18 protein-coding genes (1 of these 18 running past the window's edge) are annotated in these 22,087 nt (G+C 73.8%); 10 read left to right on the top strand and 8 right to left on the bottom strand.

The features are described from left to right. Positions 1-154 precede the first annotated feature (154 nt). From V4Y03_RS04530 to V4Y03_RS04515, 4 genes are read left to right on the top strand one after another with little or no spacing between them, the layout of a single operon-like run. Complete coding sequence (locus V4Y03_RS04530) at positions 155-3,043, top strand: sensor histidine kinase (RefSeq protein WP_332434079.1); 2,889 nt, start codon at positions 155-157, stop codon at positions 3,041-3,043. Continuing rightward, a complete protein-coding gene (locus V4Y03_RS04525) occupies positions 3,040-3,489 on the top strand; it encodes a roadblock/LC7 domain-containing protein (protein WP_317877829.1) in 450 nt (149 codons plus the stop codon). The genes V4Y03_RS04530 and V4Y03_RS04525 overlap by 4 nt, the downstream gene beginning before the upstream one ends. 10 nt (positions 3,490-3,499) lie before the next feature. Then, positions 3,500-3,925, top strand: coding sequence for a DUF742 domain-containing protein (locus V4Y03_RS04520; protein WP_317877830.1), 426 nt, complete (start codon positions 3,500-3,502; stop codon positions 3,923-3,925). Next, a complete protein-coding gene (locus tag V4Y03_RS04515; RefSeq protein ID WP_317877831.1) occupies positions 3,906-4,520 on the top strand; it encodes a GTP-binding protein in 615 nt (204 codons plus the stop codon). The genes V4Y03_RS04520 and V4Y03_RS04515 overlap by 20 nt, the downstream gene beginning before the upstream one ends. 57 nt (positions 4,521-4,577) lie before the next feature. On the opposite strand, the gene V4Y03_RS04510 is transcribed toward V4Y03_RS04515, so the two are convergent. The 3 genes from V4Y03_RS04510 to V4Y03_RS04500 form a co-directional block, all read right to left on the bottom strand. Continuing rightward, a complete protein-coding gene (locus V4Y03_RS04510; RefSeq protein WP_317877835.1) occupies positions 4,578-5,735 on the bottom strand; it encodes a lipid-transfer protein in 1,158 nt (385 codons plus the stop codon). A 26-nt stretch (positions 5,736-5,761) separates the two neighbouring features. Beyond that, positions 5,762-6,253, bottom strand: coding sequence for a Zn-ribbon domain-containing OB-fold protein (locus tag V4Y03_RS04505; RefSeq protein WP_317877832.1), 492 nt, complete (start codon positions 6,251-6,253; stop codon positions 5,762-5,764). A gap of 80 nt (positions 6,254-6,333) precedes the next feature. Beyond that, on the bottom strand, positions 6,334-7,155 hold the full coding sequence (locus tag V4Y03_RS04500) for a M15 family metallopeptidase (RefSeq protein ID WP_317877833.1): 822 nt from the start codon (positions 7,153-7,155) through the stop codon (positions 6,334-6,336). Between V4Y03_RS04500 and V4Y03_RS04495 the strand changes: the two genes are divergently transcribed. Then, entirely contained in the window at positions 7,154-7,723 is a 570-nt protein-coding gene (locus V4Y03_RS04495) for an NUDIX domain-containing protein (protein ID WP_332434078.1), read from the top strand. The genes V4Y03_RS04500 and V4Y03_RS04495 overlap by 2 nt on opposite strands. A 74-nt stretch (positions 7,724-7,797) precedes the next feature. Here V4Y03_RS04495 and V4Y03_RS04490 read toward each other — a convergent pair whose 3' ends face one another. Further along, positions 7,798-10,155 (bottom strand): glycoside hydrolase family 31 protein, encoded by a 2,358-nt coding sequence (locus tag V4Y03_RS04490; protein ID WP_332434077.1) that lies wholly within the window; start codon positions 10,153-10,155, stop codon positions 7,798-7,800. 215 nt (positions 10,156-10,370) lie between these two features. On the opposite strand from V4Y03_RS04490, the gene V4Y03_RS04485 reads away from it, so the two are divergent. Both V4Y03_RS04485 and V4Y03_RS04480 read left to right on the top strand, forming a co-directional pair. Continuing rightward, on the top strand, positions 10,371-12,341 hold the full coding sequence (locus V4Y03_RS04485; RefSeq protein WP_332434076.1) for an acetoacetate--CoA ligase: 1,971 nt from the start codon (positions 10,371-10,373) through the stop codon (positions 12,339-12,341). Positions 12,342-12,650: 309 nt separating this feature from the next. Beyond that, positions 12,651-13,367: an esterase/lipase family protein gene (locus V4Y03_RS04480; RefSeq protein ID WP_332434075.1), complete on the top strand. Its 717-nt coding sequence runs from the start codon at positions 12,651-12,653 to the stop codon at positions 13,365-13,367. 49 nt (positions 13,368-13,416) lie between these two features. Here the strand turns inward: V4Y03_RS04480 and V4Y03_RS04475 are convergent, their stop codons facing one another. Together V4Y03_RS04475 and V4Y03_RS04470 are read right to left on the bottom strand one after the other, a co-directional pair. Beyond that, positions 13,417-14,520 (bottom strand): CU044_5270 family protein, encoded by a 1,104-nt coding sequence (locus V4Y03_RS04475; protein ID WP_332434074.1) that lies wholly within the window; start codon positions 14,518-14,520, stop codon positions 13,417-13,419. Beyond that, positions 14,517-15,305, bottom strand: a complete 789-nt coding sequence (locus tag V4Y03_RS04470) for an RNA polymerase sigma factor (RefSeq protein WP_332434073.1) — start codon at positions 15,303-15,305, stop codon at positions 14,517-14,519. The genes V4Y03_RS04475 and V4Y03_RS04470 overlap by 4 nt, the downstream gene beginning before the upstream one ends. Positions 15,306-15,426: 121 nt before the next feature. Here V4Y03_RS04470 and V4Y03_RS04465 point away from each other — a divergent pair, with 121 nt between their 5' ends. Next, on the top strand, positions 15,427-17,055 hold the full coding sequence (locus V4Y03_RS04465) for a serine protease (protein WP_332434072.1): 1,629 nt from the start codon (positions 15,427-15,429) through the stop codon (positions 17,053-17,055). Between the two features lie 104 nt (positions 17,056-17,159). On the opposite strand, the gene V4Y03_RS04460 is transcribed toward V4Y03_RS04465, so the two are convergent. Beyond that, entirely contained in the window at positions 17,160-18,479 is a 1,320-nt protein-coding gene (locus V4Y03_RS04460) for an aminotransferase class I/II-fold pyridoxal phosphate-dependent enzyme (protein WP_332434071.1), read from the bottom strand. 45 nt (positions 18,480-18,524) lie between these two features. On the opposite strand from V4Y03_RS04460, the gene V4Y03_RS04455 reads away from it, so the two are divergent. Next, positions 18,525-19,811: an MFS transporter gene (locus V4Y03_RS04455; protein ID WP_332434070.1), complete on the top strand. Its 1,287-nt coding sequence runs from the start codon at positions 18,525-18,527 to the stop codon at positions 19,809-19,811. Positions 19,812-19,834: 23 nt separating this feature from the next. Next, positions 19,835-20,734 carry a hypothetical protein gene (locus V4Y03_RS04450; RefSeq protein WP_332434069.1) on the top strand — a complete coding sequence of 300 codons (900 nt, stop codon included), beginning with the start codon at positions 19,835-19,837 and terminating at the stop codon, positions 20,732-20,734. A gap of 71 nt (positions 20,735-20,805) precedes the next feature. Here the strand turns inward: V4Y03_RS04450 and ptsP are convergent, their stop codons facing one another. Beyond that, a protein-coding gene (gene ptsP, locus V4Y03_RS04445) for a phosphoenolpyruvate--protein phosphotransferase (protein WP_317875879.1) crosses the window boundary here: on the bottom strand, positions 20,806-22,087 show its 3' portion. The gene runs 389 nt beyond the window's last position; only the last 1,282 of its 1,671 coding nucleotides appear in the window; the start codon falls outside the window, past its right edge; it ends in the stop codon at positions 20,806-20,808.

The following is a 22,087-nucleotide window of genomic DNA, read 5'->3' as shown; positions in this document are numbered from 1 at the left end:
AAAATAGCCCGGACACGCCTTCGAGATGGCCTCGATGCAGTAGTAGGCTCACGCCGCCGTTTGTTGAAACTCAAGGTTGACGCCGCGTGTTGACGCCGGACGTCACGAACGTGAAGGACCTCCGTGGCGCACGGGGGCCGAGCTGGGGGAGGCCATGCGCTTTCGCGGGAAGTCCATCCGCCGGAAGATCGTGGCGTTGCTGCTCGTGCCGCTCGTCTCCCTCACCGGCCTGTGGGGGTTCGCCACGGTCCTGACCGGCCGCGAGGCCAACCAACTCCTCGACGTCCGCTACGTCGTCGAGAAGATCGGCTACCCCCTGGAGGACACCGCCAGGGTCATCCAGCTCGAACGCCGGCAGTCCCTCATCTACCTCGCCGACCCGCGGGGCTCCGAGGCCCTGGACTCCCTGCACCGGACCCGCGAGGCCACCGACCGCCAGATCGCCCGCCTCCGCGCCAACGCCGCCGACCCCGGCGTACGCGAGGAGATGCGGCCCGTCACCGCCCAACGGCTGGCCTCCCTCCTCGAAGCGCTCGACGGCCTCGGCTCGCTGCGCCGCTCCGTGGAGAAACGGGACATCGGCCGGATGCAGGCCCTCGACTTCTACAACCGGCTCGTCGACCCCTGCTACAGCTTCCTCCTCACCCTCGACGCCCTCGAGAACGTGGAGTTGGACAAGCAGGGCCGCGCGCTCGTCGGCGTCACGCGCGCGCGTGAGCTGCTTTCCCGGGAGGACGCCCTCGTCCTCTCCGCGCTCGTCGCGGGCCGCGTCACCACCGAGGAGATCCGCGCGATCTCCGACCTGGTCGCCAACCGCACCCAGTTCTACGAGGTCAACCTCGAACTCCTGCCCTCCGCCGAACGCGACCACTTCGAGAAGTACTGGCGCAGCCCCGACACCCGGCCGCTGCGCACCGCCGAGAACGCGATCATCGAAGAGGGCCCCACCGACAGCCCGAACGCCGTCACCGCCGCCTACTGGCAGGACCAGGCGGGACCCGTCCTCGACGACCTCGCCCGTGAGAACACCGCGGCGGGCGACCGCTACCAGGACCGGGTCCAGCCCGCCGCGTACAGCGTCCTCCTCAAGGTCGGCGTCGCCGGCGTCCTCGGCTTCCTCGCCCTGCTCGCCTCGATCGTCATCTCCGTCCGCATCGGCCGCGTACTCGTCCGCGACCTGCGCCGCCTCCAGAAGGAGGCCCAGGAGGTCTCCGGCGTCCGCCTGCCCAGCGTGATGCGGAGGCTCGCCGCCGGCGAGCAGGTCGACGTCGGCACCGAGGTTCCCCACCTGGCGTACGGGGAGGACGAGGTCGGCCGGGTCGGCCAGGCTCTCAACACCCTCCAGCGCGCCGCCGTCGAGGCGGCGGTCAAGCAGTCCGAGCTGCGCCGCGGCGTCTCCGAGGTGTTCGTCAACCTCGCCCGCCGCAACCAGGTCCTGCTGCACCGCCAGCTCACCCTGCTCGACACCATGGAACGGCGCACCGAGGACACCGACGAGCTGGCCGACCTGTTCCGGCTCGACCACCTCACCACCCGTATGCGCCGCCACGCCGAGGGGCTCGTCATCCTCTCCGGCGCGGCCCCGTCCCGCCAGTGGCGCAAGCCGGTCCAGCTCATGGACGTGGTCCGGGCCGCCGTCGCCGAGGTCGAGGACTACGAGCGGATCGAGGTGCGCAGGCTCCCGCGCCTGGGCGTCGGCGGCCCCGCCGTCGCGGACCTCACCCACCTCATCGCGGAACTCCTCGAGAACGCCACGGTGTTCTCGCCCCCGCACACCGCCGTCCAGGTCCTCGGCGAGCGCGTCGCCAACGGCTTCACCCTGGAGATCCACGACCGCGGCCTCGGCATGAACCCCGACGCCCTGCTGGACGCCAACCTCCGGCTCGCCGAAACCCCCGAGTTCGAGCTCTCGGACACCGACCGCCTCGGCCTCTTCGTGGTCAGCCGGCTCGCCCAGCGCCAGAACGTCCGGGTCTCGCTCCAGACCTCGCCGTACGGAGGGACCACCGCGGTCGTCTTCATCCCGGCCGCGCTGCTCACCGACGCACCCGAGACCCAGGGCGCCGGATTCCGCCTCGACCGCAAGACCCTGGAGCGCACCGGCCCGGCCGACGACGACGCGGCCGACACCGGCGTACTGCCCAGCCGGCGCCCCGCGCTCGCCAGGGTCCCCGACGTCACCCGGGCGCCCGGCCCGCTGGACGGTCCCGTCGAACTCGAGGGGCCGATCGGCACCGAGGACTTCGACGTGCTCCTCGACCGCTCCGCGGACCTCCTCGACAGCGACAGCGAGCGCGGCGGCCTCTTCCGGCCCCGCAGCCGGCGCCGTGCCGGGCTCGCGCCCGCCGAGGAGCAGCGGGGCCAGGCCCGGGACCGGACGGACGGCACGGGCGAGGAGGAATCCGCGGACGGCGGGGTCCTCGGTCCGGTGCCGCTGCCGCGCCGCCGCACGCCGACGCTCGTGGTGGACCACGGCCGTCGCGTCGACGAGCCGGAACGCGAGCACCACCTGCCCGACCGTGACCACCACGTCCAGGACCGGGACCGCGACCACCACCTCCAGGACCGCGACCAGCCCCTCACCGGCCGGGCGCATCCCGCCCCGGGCCGGCTCACCGACGGGCCCATGACCTCCAGGAGCACCGGCCCCACCCTCGTACCCGTACCGCCGGAAGCCTCGCTCCCGCCGGAGATCCCGCTTCCGCCGGAGGCCGGGCTGCCACGGGAATCCCGGCCGGCGCCGGAGGGTTCCGGACCGCCGGGGAGCCCCGAGGCGTTCGGCGGGCTGCCCCGCCGCGTCCGGCAGGCCAGCCTCGCGCCGCAGCTGCGCGCCTCCGAAGGCCCGGCCGGCGGTGGTACGGGAGCCCGCGCCGACGCCCGTACGAGCGGCGCTGCGGACCCCGACTCCTTCGAACGCGACGCCGAGGAGGTACGCGCGCGCATGGCCGCCATGCAGCGCGGCTGGCAGCGCGGCCGGCGGCACAACGCCGCTCCGGACGAACCGACAGCACCAGGAACGACACCCGAGGGGGACGGTCGATGACCGCACCGAACGCCGCAGCACCCAGCACCACGTCCGGCCACGCTCACGGAAACGGCGAGCTGAACTGGCTCCTGGACGAGCTCGTCCAGCGCGTCGGCTCCATCCGGAAGGCCCTGGTGCTCTCCAGCGACGGCCTCCCCACCGGCGCCTCCCAGGATCTGACCCGCGAGGACGGCGAGCACCTGGCCGCCGTGGCCTCCGGCTTCCACAGCCTCGCCAAGGGCGTCGGCCGCCACTTCGAGGCGGGAAAGGTACGGCAGACGGTCGTCGAGCTGGAGGACGCCTTCCTGTTCGTGACGGCCGCCGGTGACGGCAGCTGCCTGGCCGTGCTCGCCGACGCGGACTCCGACGTCGGCCAGGTCGCCTACGAGATGACGCTGATGGTGAAGCGGGTCGGGGCCCACCTCACGACGGCCCCCCGGTCCGGTCTGCCCTCGGGAGGGTGAGCCGGACGGTATGACTGACGCAGCCGAGCGGAACCAGCTGAACCAGGGCCACACCCCCGGCCACCACCACTGGTTCGACGACGAAGCCGGGCCGGTGGTCCGTCCGTACGCGATGACCCGCGGACGGACGAGCGCCGCCACCCGTCACCGACTCGACCTGATCGCGGTGGTCGTTCCCGAACCCGCCGCGGACGACCCCGGCCGGGACCAGTCGCTCTCCCCGGAACACGTGGAGATCGTCGAACGCTGCTTCGAGCAGCCCCAGTCGATCGCCGAGCTCGCCGCCGGACTCGACCTCCCCGTAGGGGTGGTCCGGGTTCTCGTCGGTGATCTCGTCGAGGACGAACTCGTCCATGTGACCCGCCCCGTTCCGCCGGCCGAGCTGCCGGACGTGAGCATTCTCCGCGAGGTGATCAATGGCCTTCGGGCGCTCTAGCCGCAAGCAGTCGTACGTCGAGCCGACAACCCTGAAGATCCTCGTCGCGGGCGGGTTCGGGGTCGGCAAGACGACACTGGTCGGCGCGGTCAGCGAGATCCGTCCCCTGCGGACCGAGGAGATCCTCAGCGAGGCGGGGCGGCCCGTCGACGACCTGCACGGGGTCGAGGCCAAGAAGACCACCACGGTCGCCATGGACTTCGGCCGGATCACCCTCCGCGAGGACCTCGTCCTGTATCTGTTCGGCACCCCCGGCCAGGACCGTTTCTGGTTCCTGTGGGACGAGCTGGCGCAGGGCGCGCTCGGCGCGGTCGTCCTCGCGGACACCCGCCGCCTGGAGGACAGCTTCGCGGCGATCGACTACTTCGAGCGGCGCGGCATCCCGTTCACGGTGGCCGTCAACTGCTTCGAGGGCTCGCGGCGGTTCCCCGCCGAGAGCGTGCGCGGGGCGCTCGACCTCGACCCGGAGGTCGAGCTGCTGATGTGCGACGCGCGCGACCGCGAGTCCGTGAAGAACATCCTGGTGGCGGTCGTCGAGCACGCCCTCGTCCTCGCGGACAGGAGCCACGCGAAGGCGGCGACCCGAGGGACGTGACGGCCGGGGCCTCAGCCCTTACGGGCCGGGTGGCGAGGCCCCCGGCCCGTAAGGGCCTCACCGGACGGCCACCACCGCGGACCCGTGCCCGAACAGGCCCTGGTTCGCCGTGATGCCGACCCTGGCCCCCGGCACCTGCCGGTCGCCCGCCGTGCCCCGCAGCTGCCAGGTCAGCTCGCAGACCTGCGCGATGGCCTGCGCGGGCACCGCCTCCCCGAACGAGGCCAGCCCACCGCTGGTGTTGACGGGCAGCCGCCCGCCGAGGGCCGTGGCCCCGTCCCTGAGCAGCTTGGCGCCCTCGCCCGCCGCGCAGAGGCCGATGTCCTCGTACCACTCCAGCTCCAGGGCCGTGGACAGGTCGTACACCTCCGCGAGGGACAGGTCCTCGGGCCCGATCCCCGCCTCCTCGTACGCGGCGCGCGCGATGGAGGCGCGGAAGCCGTGCGCGGCGGGGGAGACGGCCACCGCCGAGTCCGTCGCGATGTCGGGGAGGTCGAGCACGGCCTTGGGGTACGTGGGGGAGACCGTCGACACGGCCCTGACCCTGACGGGGTCGGGGTGCCCGTGGCGGCGTGCGAAGTCCATGCTGGACAGGACGAGCGCGGCGCCCCCGTCCGAGGTGGCGCAGATGTCGAGGAGCCGCAGCGGATCGGCGACGACGGCGGAGGCCGCGACCTCCTCGGCGGTCACCCGGGCCCGGTAGCGGGCCCTGGGATTGAGCGCTCCGGCCGCCGCGTTCTTCACCTTCACCTGGGCGAAGTCCTCGGGGGTGTCCCCGTAGAGGGCCATCCTGCGGCGCGCGTACATGGCGAAGTAGGCGGGGTTGGTGGCCCCGAGCACCCGGAACCGCAGCCAGTCGGGGTCGTCGGGGCGTTCGCCGCCGGCCGGCGCGAAGAAGCCCTTGGGCGTCGAGTCCGCACCGACCACCAGGACCACGTCCGCGAGCCCGGCCAGGATCTGCGCCCGCGCGGTCCCGATCGCCTGGGCGCCCGACGCGCAGGCCGCGTACACGCTGGTGACCCGCGCCCCCTGCCACCCGAGGGCCTGGGCGAAGGTCGCCCCGGCGACGTATCCCGGGTAGCCGCACCGCATGGTGTCGGCGCCGACGACCGACCCGACATCGGTCCAGTCGAGCCCCGCGTCGGCCAGCGCGGCCCGGGCGGCGGCCGTCCCGTAGGTGACGAAGCCGCGGCCCCACTTGCCCCAGGGGTGCATGCCCGCACCGAGCACGGCGATGTCGTTCACGACCGCTCCTCCCGCTCCGCCGCGACGGTCCGCTCCGGCCGCGTGACCGGCCGCCAGTTCCAGGTGGTCCAGATGTGCCGGTCGTCCTCGTTCAGGACCCCGGGCACCACCTCGACCTCCGCCCCGACCGCGAGGTCGGCCGTCGTGACGCCCGGAGCGGCCTGCCCGAGCACCACCATCTCCTCCGCCGCCAGCTCGACGGCGACAAGGGTGTACGGCTCCCAGGGCGCGTCGGGGTCGGACACGTAGGGGGCGGGCGGCCGGTAGCGCCCGTCGGTGTACGACCAGACCCGGCCGCGCGGTGAGAGCGGGACCTCGGCGAGTTCGCCGCCGCCCGCGCAGACCGGATTGCGGCAGGCGTCGTCCTCGCGCGGGAAGAACACCGACGTGCAGGCCGTGCACCGGGTGCCGAGCAGCCGGAACTCCCCCTCCGGCACGGTGTCGTCGGTGAACCAGCCGGCCACCACCGGTCTGCGCGTCCGTGCCATCGAGGCCTCCCGTGCCACCGCTCACAAATAACTGACGAACCGTCAGGAGTGTGCCACGGGAGCCCCCGGACGCGGAAGGCTCAGTGACCGGCCACCGACCGCCGGGCCACCGGGAAGTCGAAGAACGTGCCCGGGAACGGCTCCGGCTTGAACGTGAAGTGCCACCACTCCTCCGGCAGGTTCACGAACCCCTGCTCACCGAGCGCCCCCTTCAGGAGCTGCCGGTTGGCCCGCTGCACGCCCTGGATGCGCGGGTCGTCGGTGTGCGAGCGCGTGTCGAAGCAGTCGTACCCGGTCCCCATGTCCACGGAGTTGTCCGGGAACCGCTCCGCCTGCGGGGCGTAGCACTCCACCAGCCGCTCACCGGGTACGTACGCGCGCGTGGGCGCGGCCGGCAGCCGTACGACGGTCAGGTCCACCGTCGAGCCCCGGCTGTGCCCGGACTTCTCCGCGATGTATCCGTCCGCGAACAGCCTCGACTTGTCGACGAGCGGATAGAACTCCTCCCGCATCCGCTCGTCCGCCAGGTCCTCGGCCCAGCGCACGAAGTGGTCCACGGCCCGCTGCGGGCGGTAGCAGTCGTACACCTTGAGCGTGTACCCCCGGGCGAGCAGCCGGACCTGCGCGCGGTGCAGAGCCTCGGCGGCGGGGCGGGTCAGGATGCACAGCGGCTGCCGGTAGCCGTCCACCGGTTCGCCCACGAAGTTGTGCGCCGTCGTGTAGCGCATCTCCTGGACGATCGTCCGGTCGACCGCGCTCAGGGCCACGAACTCCCTCGGCGCCTTCGGCTCCGGCGCGGCCGACGCCGGGGGAGCGGGGGCGGCGAGGGTGCCCGTGGCGGCGAGCAGTCCGGCCGCGGCAGTGACGGCGAGGGTACGGAGAGCGGAAGCGAGTCCTGTCATGCGCACCGTCTATCAGTTCCGGCAGCGCCGGGAAAGGGTGATCGCATACGGTCGGCCCGTGAAGGACACCCGCGATTCCCACTGCTCCTCCTGCGGCGCCGCGTACCCGGCCGACGCGGGCTGGCCCCGCACCTGCCGGGCCTGCGGCGCGACCGCCTACCGCAACCCGCTGCCCGTCGCCGTCGCCCTGCTCCCCGTCACGGACGGAACGGGCACGGGCCTCGTCGTCATCACCCGCACCATCGAACCCGCGCGGGGCGGAGTGGCCCTGCCGGGCGGCTTCATCGACCACGGCGAGGACTGGCGCACCGCCGTCGCCCGCGAACTGCGCGAGGAGACCGGCATCCGGACCTCCGCCGAAGAGGTCCGCCTCGCCGACGCGCTGAGCTCCCCGGCCGGCCACCTCCTCCTCTTCGGCCTCCTCCCGTCCCGCCGGGCGGCCGAACTCCCGCCGTCGACGCCGACGGACGAGACGAGCGGCCACCACGTGCTCCACGCACCGGAGGAACTGGCCTTCCCGCTCCACACGGAGGCGGTACGGAAGTGGTTCGCGGGGGAGTACGGCTGAGTCGCGGGCGTGGGCGGGGTGCGCCCGCGAACGCGGGCCACCCGCGCGTGCGGGCCACGCACGCGCGTGGGCCCTCAGAGCCCCCGCACCCGCACCGGCAGCTCCACCTCCGCCACCCCGTCGTCCGTCACCCGCTCCACGAACACCCGGCCGTCCACCAGCCGTGACTGGTACCGCTCGATCTCGGCCGGCTCCCAGCCGTCCCCCGTGTCCCGTACGACGAGTCCGCCGCCCGTCCGCCCGGCGGCGGGCGCCCACACCTCCAGGGCCGGCCCGCCCCCCTCACCCAGCACAGGGAGCACCGCCCCGGCCCGCGCCAGCACCGGCACCCGGGAGAGCGGCGCGTCGAGCAGCACCTGCCCGGGCCCCTCGTACGCCTGCCCCGTCGCCGTGTCGTACCAGCGCCCGCGCGGCAGCCGTACCGCCCGCCGGTCCGCGCCCCCGGTCAGGACCGGCGCCACCAGCAGCGCGTCACCCAGCAGGAACGCGTCCTCGCAGTCCCGCAGCGCCCGGTCCTCGGGCGTCCCCCACCAGACCGGCCGGACGTACGGCGCGCCGGTCATCCGGGCGAGCCGGGCGAGCGTGGTGAAGTACGGCCGCAACCGCTCCCGCTCGGCCAGCGCCACGCGCGCGTGCTCCAGGACCTCCGGCCCGAACTCCCAGGGTTCGCGCCGCCCCGCGTCGATAGCCGCGTGGGTACGGAACAGCGGCAGCCACGCCCCCAGCTGATACCAGCGCAGGAACAGCTCCGGCGTCGGGCTGCCGTCGAAACCGCCCACGTCGGGACCCGAGTACGGCACCCCGCAGAGCCCGAGCCCCAGCACCAGGGCGAGCGAGGCCCGCAGCCCCGGCCACCCCGTGGACACGTCACCCGACCAGGTGCCGCCGTACCGCTGCATACCGGCCCAGCCGGACCGCGAGAAGAGGAACGGCCGCTCGTCGGGCCGCAGCCGGCGCAGCCCCTCGTATCCGGCGCGAGCCATCGTGAGGCCGTACACGTTGTGCGCCTCGCGGTGGTCGCCGCCGCGCCCGTCCAGCGCGTGCCGCGCCGAGCGCGGCAGGGTCGAGTCGCCGAAGGGCGCGAAGGACACCGGCTCGTTCATGTCGTGCCACACCCCGGAGAAGCCCTGCCGCAGCCGCTCCTCGTAGAGGCCGCCCCACCACTCCCGTACCGCCGGATCGGTGAAGTCCGGGTAGGCGCACTCGCCCGGCCACACCACCCCGTGGACCTCCCGGCCCCGGGCGTCCCGCACGAACGCGTCCGCCGCACGCCCGCTGTCGTACACCGCGTCCCCGGGTTCGGCCTTCACCGCCGGGTCCACGATCGAGACCAGCCGCACGCCCTGCTCCCGCAGTTCCGCCGCGAGCCCCGGCAGGTCGGGGAACCGCTCCCGGTCGACCGTGAACACCCGGTGCCCGTCGTAGTGGTCGATGTCCAGGTGCACGGCGGACAGCGCGAGGCCCCGCTCCCGGTACCCGGCCACGATCCGCCGTACCTCCCGGGCGCTGCCGAAGCCCCAGCGCGCGTGCTGCGGCCCGAGCGCCCAGTCCGGCGGCAGTGCGGGCGCGCCGGTCAGCGCCGCCCAACCGTGGAGCACGCGCGCGGGGGTGCCGACCACCACCCAGCAGCGCAGCGGCCCGCCGTCCGTCCGCACCTCGCTGGTCCCCGGCCGGTCGTGCCCGGAACCCGCTCCCTCCTCGCCCTCGGCCAGGGTCACCCGGCCGTCCCAGGAGTTGTCGTGGAAGGCCAGGTGCGTACCGGCGTCCGAGACGACGAACTGCACCGGCATCGTGATGTGGAGCGGGTCGTCCCCGGGGCCGAAACTCCCCTTCGGGTCGGTGTTCCACAGCCGGTACGTGCCGTCCCGCAGCCGCGGCCCCGCGGACCGCCCGCCCAGCCCGAAGAACCGCGCGTCCGCGGGCACCTCGCTGCGCTGCACCCAGCGCGCCCCGCCCGCGCCGTCCTCGGCCACCGGCTCCCACCACCGCGGCGGCAGGTCCCTGCGCAGCATCACCCCGCCCGGCGTCCGGATCTCCACCGCGCCATGACGGGAGACCGCCACCGTCACCCGCTCCGACACGATCCGCCAGCCGCCGTCCGTGTCCGGCTCCAGGGAGGCCCGGGGGTCCGGATCGGGCGCCTCGCCGGCCAGGGCGTACGAGGGAAGCGGCTCGGCCCCGTCCCACCCCCAGAAGACGGTCCCGCCCGCCGACACGGAGACCCGCAGAGAGGAGCGCGCGAACCTGACGGTCCCCCCGCCCGGCGCGGCCTCCGCCCCTGCCGCGAGCCCGGGAACCCTGGCCCGCTCCGGACCCCTCGCCGGCAGGCCCCGCGCATCCGTACGGCGCTGCCGCCACGCCACCCGCACCGTGCGCAACCCCCGCACCGAACCGAACACCTTGATCGAACGCACCAGTCCACGACCGTCCATGCAGCTCAGCCTGCCACCCGTCCGGGGCGGAACAGGCTCCGTTCAACTGCCGTTCACCCGTGGTGGGAGCACATATTCAACTGTCTGACCATGGGCGGGCAGCCCTGGTGCGAAAGACGATCACATGGCATCGTCCTGTCAGCCGCGTCGCGCGCACACCCCAGCACGTGCGCGGGACACACGCCGACCCCGTGTACAGCCAGGGAGCCGCCCCAATGACATCCGCGCAGACCGAGCCGCTCTGGCAGCCGGACGAGGAACGCATCGCCTCGGCCGCCGTCACCCGCTTCCAGGCCTGGGCCGCCGAACACCACGGCGCCCCCGCCGAGGGCGGGTACCCGGCGCTCCACCGCTGGTCGGTCGACGAGCTCGAAGCCTTCTGGAAGGCGGTCGTCGAGTGGTTCGACGTCCGCTTCTCCACCCCGTACGAGCGGGTGCTCGGCGACCGTTCCATGCCCGGTGCCGAGTGGTTCCCCGGCGCCACCCTCAACTACGCCGAGCACGCCCTGCGCGCCGCCGACGAGCGCCCCCATGACACGGCACTGCTTCATGTGGACGAGACACATGAGCCGATGCCGACCACCTGGTCGGAGCTGCGCCGCCAGGTCGGCTCCCTCGCCGCGGAGCTCCGCGCCCTCGGCGTACGGCCGGGCGACCGCGTCAGCGGCTACCTGCCCAACGTCCCGCAGTCCGTCGTGGCCCTCCTCGCCACCGCGGCCGTCGGCGGGGTGTGGACCTCCTGCGCCCCCGACTTCGGCGCCCGCAGCGTCCTCGACCGCTTCCAGCAGGTCGAGCCGGTCGTCCTCTTCACCGTCGACGGCTACCGCTACGGCGGCAAGGAGCACGACCGCCGCGACACCGTCGCCGAACTCCGCGCCGAGCTGCCCACCCTGCGCGCCGTCGTCCACATCCCGCTGCTCGGCACCCCGGCCCCGGAGGGAACCCTCGCCTGGGCCGACCTCGTCGCCGCCGACGTCGAGCCGGTCTACGAGCAGGTCCCGTTCTCGCACCCGCTGTGGGTGCTGTACTCCTCCGGCACGACCGGGCTGCCGAAGGCGATCGTCCAGTCCCAGGGCGGCATCCTCGTCGAGCACGTCAAGCAGCTGGGGCTGCACTGCGACCTCGGCCCCGAGGACGTGTTCTTCTGGTACACCTCCACCGGCTGGATGATGTGGAACTTCCTCGTCTCCGGTCTCCTCACCGGTACGACCGTCGTCCTGTACGACGGGAGCCCCGGCTATCCGGACACCGCCGCCCAGTGGCGCGTCGCCGAGCGCACCCGCGCCACCCTGTACGGCACCTCCGCCGCGTACGTCATGGCCTGCGCCAAGGCGGATGTGCACCCGGGCCGGGACTTCGACCTGTCCTCCGTGAAGTGCGTGGCCACCACCGGCTCCCCGCTGCCCCCCGACGGTTTCCGCTGGCTGCACGACGAGGTCCGCGAGAACCTCTGGATCGCGTCGGTCAGCGGCGGCACCGACGTCTGCTCCTGCTTCGCCGGGGCCGTCCCCACCCTCCCGGTCCACATCGGCGAGCTCCAGGCCGCGGGCCTCGGCACCGACCTCCAGTCCTGGGACCCCTCCGGCAAGCCCGTCATCGGCGAGGTCGGCGAACTCGTCGTCACCAACCCCATGCCGTCCATGCCGATCCACTTCTGGAACGACCCCGACGGCAGCCGCTACCGCGACAGCTACTTCGAGATGTTCCCGGGCGTCTGGCGCCACGGCGACTGGATCACGATCACCGACCACGGCTCGGTCGTCATCCACGGCCGCTCCGACTCCACCCTGAACCGACAGGGCGTGCGGATGGGTAGCGCCGATATCTATGAGGCGGTCGAGCGTCTCCCGGAGATCCGCGAGTCCCTCGTGATCGGCCTGGAGGAGCCGGACGGCGGCTACTGGATGCCGCTCTTCGTCCACCTCGTGGAGGGCGCCACCCTCGACGACGAGCTGATCGCCCGCATCAAGCGCACGATTCGCGCGGAACTGTCCCCGCGTCACGTCCCCGACGAGATCATCGAGGTCCCGGGCGTCCCGCACACCCTCACCGGCAAGCGCATCGAGGTCCCGGTCAAGCGCCTGCTCCAGGGCACCCCCCTGGCCAAGGCGGTCAACGCGGGCTCGGTCGACGACCTCGGCCTCCTGCACTTCTACGAGACGCTGGCCGCCAGCCGCCGCGGCTAGGGCCTGTCGTCACACTCCCGCCTGCCCCACGACGCCTGGCACGCGCTCTCGCCGCACCGGGCGAAAGCCCGAGTACGTCCAGTACGAGGGCTTCCGCCCGGCACGCCGAGAGCACGCACCAGACGCCGCGGGGCCGCCCTTCGGGCGACGACGGGAGTGTGACGGCAGGCCCTAGGCCCCAGGCCGTGTCCGTATGACACAGTCCCGTGCACGGCCATACGGCATCCCCGTGCACGGGACTGTTCATCCGCACCCCCAGGCCCCACCATGCTCCTGACTACTCGCGCGTAACACGTCGTAGGGGGATGTGTGTTGAAGCCCGGTTCCAGGCTCGGCGCCAGGATCGCCGTACCGCTGCTCGCCGCCGTCGCGGCCCTGCTCCTGCCGACCGCGACGGTCAGTGCCCAGGCACCCGCACGCGGCGCCGCCGCCCGCATCCCGGTCGTCTTCGTCCACGGCTACAACGCCGACCCCGGCGTATGGGGCGGCCTGCGCGCGGACTTCAAGGCCGACGGATACACGGACGCCGAGCTGTTCTCCTTCGGCTACGACACGCACCGGTCCGTGAACGAGGCCCTGTCCGGCGAACTCGCCGCGTACGTCGAGGGAGTGAAGCGGCAGACCGGCGCGAGCCGCGTCGACCTCGTCGCCCACTCCTTCGGCAGCCTCGTCACTCGCTGGTACGTCAAGTTCGACCCCGCCGGACAGGCATCGGTCGCCCACTGGGTCTCCCTCGCCGGCCCCAACCACGGGACCAGCATCGCCTGGGCCTGCGCCCTGTGGGACCAGGCGTGCCGCGACATGAGTCCCGGCTCCTACGTCCAGAAGAACCTGGCGGCGGGCGACGAGACACCCGGGGCCGTGCGCTACGCGACCTGGTGGTCGAACTGCGACGAGGTCATCAACCCCGACAACAGCGTCCCCCTGACCGGCGCGACCAACAACGCCGCCGGCTGCCTCGACCACAACGAACTCCTGGGCGACGACGCGGTCTCCCTGGGAGTCCGCACCTTCCTCCGCCCCTAGGGGGCTGTCGGCCCGCCGTACTCCCGGCGGGCCGACAAGGCGCCCTCGGTCACCCCTTCGGCAGCTCCCCGGGCGCCGCCGCCACGGCCTTGGCGAGCACCGCCGACACACCGAGCACAGTGCCCTTCCGCCCGGCCGCCGTCGTCTCGGTGAGCACGGTGCGCTCCCCGAGGAACGCCGACGTCGTCCGGTCGAAGATCCACTGGGTCTGCTCGCCATGGGAGGTACGGGCCACCGCGACCCCCTCACGACCTGCCGCGTCGGTCGCGGCCGGCAGGACGGTCACACCGGGAATCCGCCCGGCGGCCTCGTACAGCGCGGCGGTGACCTTCGGCGGCGCCCAGGTCTCGGCGAGCAGTGTCCCGATCGCGGTGAACGCCCGCTGATCGGCGTCGCCCTCCGTACCCCGGGTCTGCTCCCGGACGAGACGCAGCAGCGCGTCCGGGTCGGTCGGAAGCGTCGCCACGTACGCGTGGTTCGGGTTGGTGACGGAGGCGGGCGCCGCCCCGGTGGTGGTCTTCCGGGGCGTGGCGCCGCGGTGGTCCAGCTCGTACACGGGAAGGCGGGCGCCGAGCTCCGTATCGGCGGCACCGGGCTCGCGCAGCAGACCGGGACGGCTGCCGTCGGCGGAGAGCCACACCTCGCGCCGGTGGGCGGCCGGCAGCACGGCCTGGCCGCCGTCCGCGCCCCGCCCCGCATGGGCGACCAGGCTCCTGACGTAGACGTACTCCTCGGGCCGCGCGTCCGGAGCCGGAGCGGAGGCCGCCGCCAGCGCCGCGTGGGACAGGATCCGTACGGCCTCGGGCGACGCGGTCCGCCCGGCCGAGATCCGGTCCGGCGACCCGGCCGGCACGTCCTGGGGCGCGAGTACGGCGACACCGGCGACGATCGCGCAGGCCGTCACCGGCGCGGCGATCCAGCCGATCCGGAACCCCGGACGCGAGCGGGCGGTACGGGCCGGGCGGGCGGCGGCGCCGTCGGAGGCGAGGGCGGTCCGCAGCACGGCGTGCCGCAGGGCGACGTTCCGCTCGGGCGTCAGGTCGGGCACCGGGGCCGGGGGCAGCAACTCGGTGAGGTCGGCGCGCAGGCGGTCGTCCGCGTCGGTGTGCGGGTGGCCCTGGGCGTGGGGAGGGCGGGGGGCGGAGGCGTTCATGCCTGGTTCTCCGGGATCGATCGGGGCACGAGGGCGGTACGGACGGGGGAGTGGGCGGCGGGCCTGGCGCCCACGACTTCGACGGAGCCTCCGGCGGGGGCCACGGGGGTGCCCCCGGCCGGGCCTGAGGTGGTCCCGACGGTGTCGCCCCCGGGACTTCCTTCGGAGGCCGTACGGGCATGGGCACGCGCGGCGACCGGCCCACCGGCCGCCCGCGCGGCGGCGGCAGCGGCGCGGTCCTTCCGCCGCAGCGCCCGAAGCTCTGCCTCGGCGAGCTTCCTGAGCCGCTCACGGGCCCGGGACAGCCGGGACCGGACCGTGCCGACCGGGATCCCCAACGCCTCCCCGGCGGCGGCGTAGTCGAGCCCGGCCCACACCACCAAGGTGAAGACCTCACTCTCACGCCGCCGGAGCTTCCCCAGGGCGGCCCGGGCGGCCCGTACCTGCTCCCCGTCCGTCATCCGGGCGAGGACCTCGTCGGCGAAGTCCGGCAGCACACCCCGCTCGGGGATACGGGCGAGCGCCGCGTCGCGCCGTCGCGCCTCCCGCGCGGCGCCGCGCATGATGTTGGTCGCGATGCCGAGCAGCCACGGACGGAGGCTCCCGCCGTCGGCGTGCACCTTCCCGCGACAGCGCCAGGCCTCCAGGAACGCGGAGGACACGACGTCCTCCGCCGCCGCGCGGTCCCCGCACACCCGGTAGGCGTAGTGGTACAGCACGCGTGCGTGCTCGTCGTACGCCTCCCCGAGCGCCGAGGGGTCTCCGGCGCGGAAACGATCTCTCATAGGTGATTCCACATCTGGCACTGGGCGGTGGTTCGCCCGGGTTCCAGTGACCTGGACCACACCCCCGCGGGATGTGTCCCAGGTCACTGGAACGCCCGGCCCGCGATGCGCAGTGCTGGGCATGAACGATTCCTCGACACACAGCACCACGGCCGGCACCCCTCCCTACGCGACGGGACGCGGAACCACCCGCCGGACCGCCCTCCGCGCCCTCGCCCTGGCGACGGTCCTGGCCGGTACCTCCCTCTCGACCTCACTCCCGCCCGCCGTCGCCGCCGACGGGGCCGAGACGTACACCCTGACCATCCGTCACCTCGACCGCGCCGGATCCGCCACCGGCGGCTACCAGACCCACGTCACCGGCATCTCGGGCGCGGGCGCGTCCGAGGAGGCGACGCCGTACGACGCGTCCGGGACGGTCACCGTCCGCCTGCCCAAGGGCCGTTACCTGCTGGACTCCACCCTGACGGGCGCCGACGCGGGAGCCGGGACCGACTGGATCGTCCAGCCCCGACTGGACCTGAACGGCGACACCACGGTCACCGTCGACGCCCGCACCACCGCCCCGGTGGACGTCCGCCCGCCCGAGTCGGGTGCCCGCTACCTGAACAGCCTCGGGTTCGTCGAGGTCACCCACGAGGGAACGACCCGCTCCGCCAACATCCTGGTGGCCAGCCCCGGCCTGCGCGTGGCCCACCTCGGCCCCGCCGCCGAGTCCGGCTCCGTCAAGGAGTGGTTCGACACCTACTGGTCGGGCGCGAAGAACGACTACGCACTCGGCTACACCTTCACCTCCGGGCGCGCCCTGACCGGCCTCGTCCGGCACCCCTCGGCCGCCTCGCTGGCCACCGTCAAGATCCGGGGAGCCGCCCCCCAGGGCGCCGCCGCAACCGGTTTCGTCTCCATCCAGCCCAGCGCCGGCCCCACCGTCGGACTCGTCCAGCCCCTCCAACTGCCCGGCACCGCCACCGTCCTCGTGACGCCCGAGCGAGGCCTGTGGGACATCGGCTTCTCGGGTCCCGCCGCCCCGGAGACCCCGCCCAACCGGTACGCCGCCGACGGCGTCCCGGTGCGCGCGGGCGCCACCACCACCCACACCTTCGACAACGCCGTCTTCGGCCCGGCCATCGACCGCTCGCCCGGCGCCCGGCCGGCCGGGGTCCGCGAAGGCGACACCCTCGCCCTCGAGATCCCGCTGCTCGCCGACGGCGACGGCCACGTGCCGACCGCGCCCCGCTTCCACGGCGCCACCACCACACTCCACCGCGACGGCGTGCTGGTCGGCACCCGGCAGGGCGACCCGGGCCGCGCCTCGTTCACCACCACCCCCGGATCCGCTTCGTACCGGCTGACGGCCTCCGCCACGCGCGGCGACGGCACCTCCTCGCGCGGTCGCGTCACGGCGGCCTGGACCTTCACCTCGGCCGCCGCCGCCCGCCCGGCGACGCTGCCCCTCAGCGCCGTCCGCTTCGCCCCGGCGCTCGCCCTCGACGGCACCGCTCCGGCGGGAGTCCCGGTCCGTGTGCCCGTCACCGTCGAGGGAGCCGCCGCGGAGAACGGCGTTCGGTCCCTCACCGTGTCCCTGTCCACGGACGACGGCTCCACCTGGGCCCGCGTCCCCGTCCTCGACGGCCAGGCGGTCTTCCGCACCCCGGCCCCCGGCCGGTCCGTCTCGCTCCGCGCCGAACTGACCGACGCCCAGGGCAACACCCTCACCCAGACCCTGACCGACGCCTACCGGACCCGCTGAACCACCCGACCGCGCACCCCGCGGCGAAACGCTCCGGGAAGGGCCACCGCCCTTCCCGGAGCGTTCCCGTACCCGCTCCGCGCCGGGCGCGCACGGCCCGGCCCTCACCCGCCGTACGTGGCCTGGGCGTCCCCGAGCACCTCGGCGAAGTCCGCCGCGAGGCGCGGCGCCCGGTCCACGTCGAGCGTCGCCGTCGTGATCCGTACCGCGGGCGGCGCCGCGATGCGGAACCGCGCCCCCGCCGCGACCCACCAGCCTTGCGTACGCAGCCCGTTGACCACCGCCGACTCGTCGCGCACCGGGACCCACACGTTCAGACCGCTGGCCCCGACGGCCCGGATCCCGTGCGCCCGGAGCGCGCCGATCAGCGCCGCACGCCGTTCCGCGTACGCCTCCTCGCCCGCCGCCACGAGCGCGCGTACCGCCCCGTCACCGAACAGGCCTGCCACGGTGTCCTGGAGTACGTGACTCACCCAGCCCGAAGTCATCAGCATCCGCCCGTCGTGCCGCGCGAGCGTCACCGCGTCGCACGCGACCCCGGCCCAGCGCAGGTCGATCCCGAGGTGCTTGGACACGGTCCGCACCTGCGCCCACCGGTCGAGCCCGGCCGCCGCCAGCGTATGGGCGGCCGTCCCGCCGACCTCGGCGTTGTGGTCGTCCTCGATGACGAGCACCTCGGGGAAGTCCCTTAGTACCGCGACCAGTTCGTCCCTTCGCGACCGGGTGAAGAACGCGCCGGTCGGACACTGCCCCCGAGGGCTGCACACCACCGCGCGGACCCCGCCCCGGAGGGCCGTCCGCAGTGCGTCCGGTACGAGCCCCTCGCCGTCCACCGCCACCGGGACCATCCGCAGCCCCAGCGCGGGGACCAGGTCGAGCAGGTGGTGGAACCCGGGATCCTCCACGGCCACCGCGTCACCGGGCCGCAGCTCCGTCGAGAGGAGCCGCGCGATGCAGTCGAGCGCCCCGTGCGCGAACGTCACGTGCCGCGCGGGCACCCCGTCCCGCCCGAACCACTGCCGGGTCATCTCCTCAAGAGCCGCGAGACGGGGCGAGGCGCGGTGGGAGCCGTACACGGGGGTGACCGTCGAGGGCGGTCGCAGTACGGGGAGGAAGGCCGGGTCCGGATGGCCGCCGGCCAGGTCCACCAGGCCCTGCGGCACGCGCGGCGGGCGCCTGGACGCCACGGAGGGCACCTCGGCGACGACAGTTCCGCCCCGCCCCCGCGTGACGATCAGCCCCCGCTGGCGCAGCTCCTTGTAGGCCGTCGCGACAGTCCCTGGACTCACCCCCAGTGTGTCGGCGAGCCGCCGCACGGGGGGCAGGGCGTCGCCGGGGGAGAGCCCGCCGTCGCTCACGCCCCGCTCGACGGACGCGGCGATCCCCTTGGCTGTCGTACCTTCGATCGCATATTGTGCTGCCACGTAATCAATTATGTATCGATACAAAGCAGTTGGCAAGGGGGACCCATGAGCCGCTCCACCCGCTCCGCCCGAACAGCCCTGAAGGACCGCATCCCCGGAGGCCCCGACGGCCGCCGCATGCTCGTCATCGGCTTCATCGACAAGTGCGGCACCGGACTCTGGTCCACGGCCATGGCCCTCTACTTCACCTACGTCACCGGACTCGGACTCGGCCAGGTGGGCCTCCTCATCGCCGTCTCCGGCGCCGCGGGCATCGCCGGAGCGCCCCTCGGAGGCCGCCTCGCCGACCGCTTCCCCCTCGTCCGCGTCCTCATCTGCACCCAACTGTTCCGGTCCGCGGCCCTCCTCGCCCTCCTCACCACCGACGACTACCTGCTCCTCGTCCTCTTCTCCGCCGCCGGCGCCCTCCCCGACCGCGCCACCAACGTCCTCACCAAGCTCTACGCCGCCCGGGTCGCCGGCCCCGACCGCGTCCGCTACCAGGCCATCAACCGCACCACCTCCAACATCGGCTGGACCTTCGGCGGCCTCGGCGCCGCGGCGGCCCTCGCCGTCGGCACCTCCACCGCCTTCCACCTCCTGTTGATCGGAGACGCCCTCTCCTACCTCGTGATGGCGGCCCTCACCCTCCGCTGCGCCGAACCCCCGGCCCCCGCCGCCTCCCGGATCGCCGCCGCCTCCACCGACACCGCCCCCACGGCCAAGCCCTCCAACCCGTGGCGCGACCGGGGGTTCCTCGCCTTCACCGCCGGAGAGTCGGTCTTCTTCCTCCACGACTCGATCCTCCAAGTGGCCCTGCCCCTCTGGATCGTCCACGCCACCGACGCCCCCGTCGGCCTCGCACCGCTCCTGATGGTCGTCAACAGCGCCCTCGTCGTGATCTTCCAGGTCCCGCTCTCCCGCTTCGGCGCCACCACCGAAGCCGCCCGCCGCCTGCTCCGCCCCCTCGCGGGCCTCTTCGCCGTCGGGACGCTGGCCCTCGCCGTCTCCGCCCTCGGCGGACGCACCCTCGCCGTCACCGCCCTGATCACCGCGGCCGTCGTCCTCACCTTCGCCGAGATGATCCACACCATCGCCTCCTGGGAGATCTCCGTCGCCCTCGCCCCCGACGACGCCCAGGGCGCCTACCTCGGAGTGCACGGCCTCGCCCAGTCCACCCAGCGCTTCGCCGGCCCGCTCCTCATGACCGGCCTCGTCGCCGCGGGCCCCTTCGCCTGGCCGGCCCTCGGCGCCGCCCTCGTCGCGACCAGCGCCGCACAGGACCGTCTGGTCCGCCGACGCCTCCCCCGAACGTCACTGTCAGTGGCGAAGGTTACGGTGAGTGAGCACTGATCGGACCGTAACCAGGGGGAGACATGACACGGACCGGCACCACCTCGGCACACCTCCGACGCGCATTGCGCCGCGAGGTCCCCAGCACCGTCGGCCTCCTCGCCGACGAGCACGACTTCAGCGCGATGCGCCGCTACCGCACCTTCGTCTTCGACGACCACACCACCTACCTCCGGCAGGTCGAAGCCCTCCTCAGGACCCTCGCCACCCAGGGCGGCCACACCACCGTCACCCTCTTCGACCCCGAGGAGTTCGCGGCCTACTGCGCCGAGACCGCCATCGACCCCGACCACCCGGACAGCCGCAGCCGCTTCACCGCCCATCTCGCCACCACGGGCGCCCGCGTCACCTATACCGGACAGCCCCTCGCGACCCTCCTGCCCGAGCTCGTCGACACCGCCGTCCGCCAGGCCACCTGGGAGTACGCCACCACGGTCCTCGCGACCACCGGCGACTGCGCCACCTGTGGCAAGGACATCGGCAGGGCCGCCTTCGAGCGGGCCGCCCGGCTCCTCGCCCGGCTGCTCGACACCGCCGGACCCGGCACCCACCACCTGGTCTGCAGCGTCCCGGCGGCCGACGACCAACTCCTCGCCGTCCTCCACGTCGACGGCACCGCACTACCGGCGGTCGTGGCCGAGGAGCCCGCCGCCGAGTTCACCGCCGTCCTCGCCGCCGGCATCGCCCTCGGAGCCCCCGGGGGACTCGTCCTGCGCACCACCACCCCCGACGCCCCCGACCGGCTCCACGGCTGGCGCCTCACCGGCGGCACCCTCACGCCCCTCACGGAGGCCGAGGTCTTCTCCGCCTACTGCACCGACGCCCGCACCGGCGAACCTCTCCCACCGGAACCGGGCGTCGAACACCGCGCGGGCTTCCCCCTCGTCCCCGACCCCGACGACGACTGGGCCACCCACCACTGACCCCACCCACGCCGAAGGGGCTCCCCGTCACCTCGGTGACGGGGAGCCCCTTCGGCGGACAACGCCGGGGATCACTCCCCGGACAGCACCGCCTGCGCGGCCAGCCGCGCCTCGTGCGCCGTGTCCGCGGCCCGCGCCGCGGCCGCGGCACGCTCGCACTGCGCCAGCGTGTACTTGGCCAGCGTCGCCCGCACGTACGGGATCGACGCGGCACCCATGGAGAGGGAGGTGACACCCAGACCCGTCAGCACACACGCGAGCAGCGGATCCGAAGCGGCCTCGCCACAGACACCACAGCTCTTGCCCTCGGCCTTGGCCGCGTCGGCGGACATCGCCACCAGGTCGAGCAGCGCCGGCTGCCACGGGTCCTGGAGCCGGGATACCGCACCGACCTGACGGTCGGCGGCGAAGGTGTACTGCGCCAGGTCGTTGGTGCCCAGCGACAGGAACTCGACCTCCTGGAGGATCGAGCGCGCCCGCAGCGCGGCCGAGGGGATCTCGACCATCGCACCGAACTTCGCCCGCAGCCCGGCCTCACGGCACGCGTCGGCGAAGGCCTTCGCGTCCGTACGGTCGGCCACCATCGGCGCCATGACCTCCAGGTACACGGGCAGACCCTCGACCGCCTTCGCCAGCGCGGTGAGCTGCGTCCGCAGTACCTCCGGGTGGTCGAGCAGCGACCGCAGGCCACGCACACCGAGCGCCGGGTTCGGCTCGTCCGTCGGCGTCAGGAAGTCCAGCGGCTTGTCGGCACCCGCGTCCAGCACCCGCACGACCACACGGCCCTCGGGGAAGGCCTCCAGCACCTTGCGATACGCCTCGACCTGCTTCTCCTCGGACGGAGCCTTCTTGCTGTCGTCCAGGAAGAGGAACTCCGTACGGAAGAGACCGACGCCCTCCGCACCCGCCTCGACCGCCGCCGGCACGTCCGAAGGACCACCGACGTTGGCGAGCAGCGGCACCTTGTGCCCGTCAGAGGTGGCGCCGGGACCGCTGGACGTGGCCAGCGCGGCCCTGCGCGCGGCGGCGGCCTCGGTCAGCTCCGCCTTCTTCTCCTCGCTCGGGTCCACGAAGAGCTCACCGGTGGAACCGTCGACGGCGATGAGCGTGCCCTCGGCGATCTCACCCGCGCCCGGCAGCGCCACGATGGCCGGCACACCCAGCGCCCGCGCCAGGATCGCGCTGTGGCTGGTCGGCCCGCCCTCCTCCGTCACGAACCCGAGGACCAGCGTCGGGTCGAGCAGCGCCGTGTCGGCGGGCGCCAGGTCCCGCGCGATCAGGACGTACGGCTCGTCGCTGTCCGGCACGCCGGGCATCGGTACACCGAGGAGGCGCGCGACGATCCGGTTCCGC

Origin of the sequence: Streptomyces sp. P9-A4 (genome assembly GCF_036634195.1) — a bacterium.
Classification (GTDB): Bacteria; Actinomycetota; Actinomycetes; order Streptomycetales; family Streptomycetaceae; genus Streptomyces.
The sequence above is the reverse complement of the archived record's forward strand: the minus strand, read 5'-3'. Positions and strand labels throughout refer to the sequence as shown.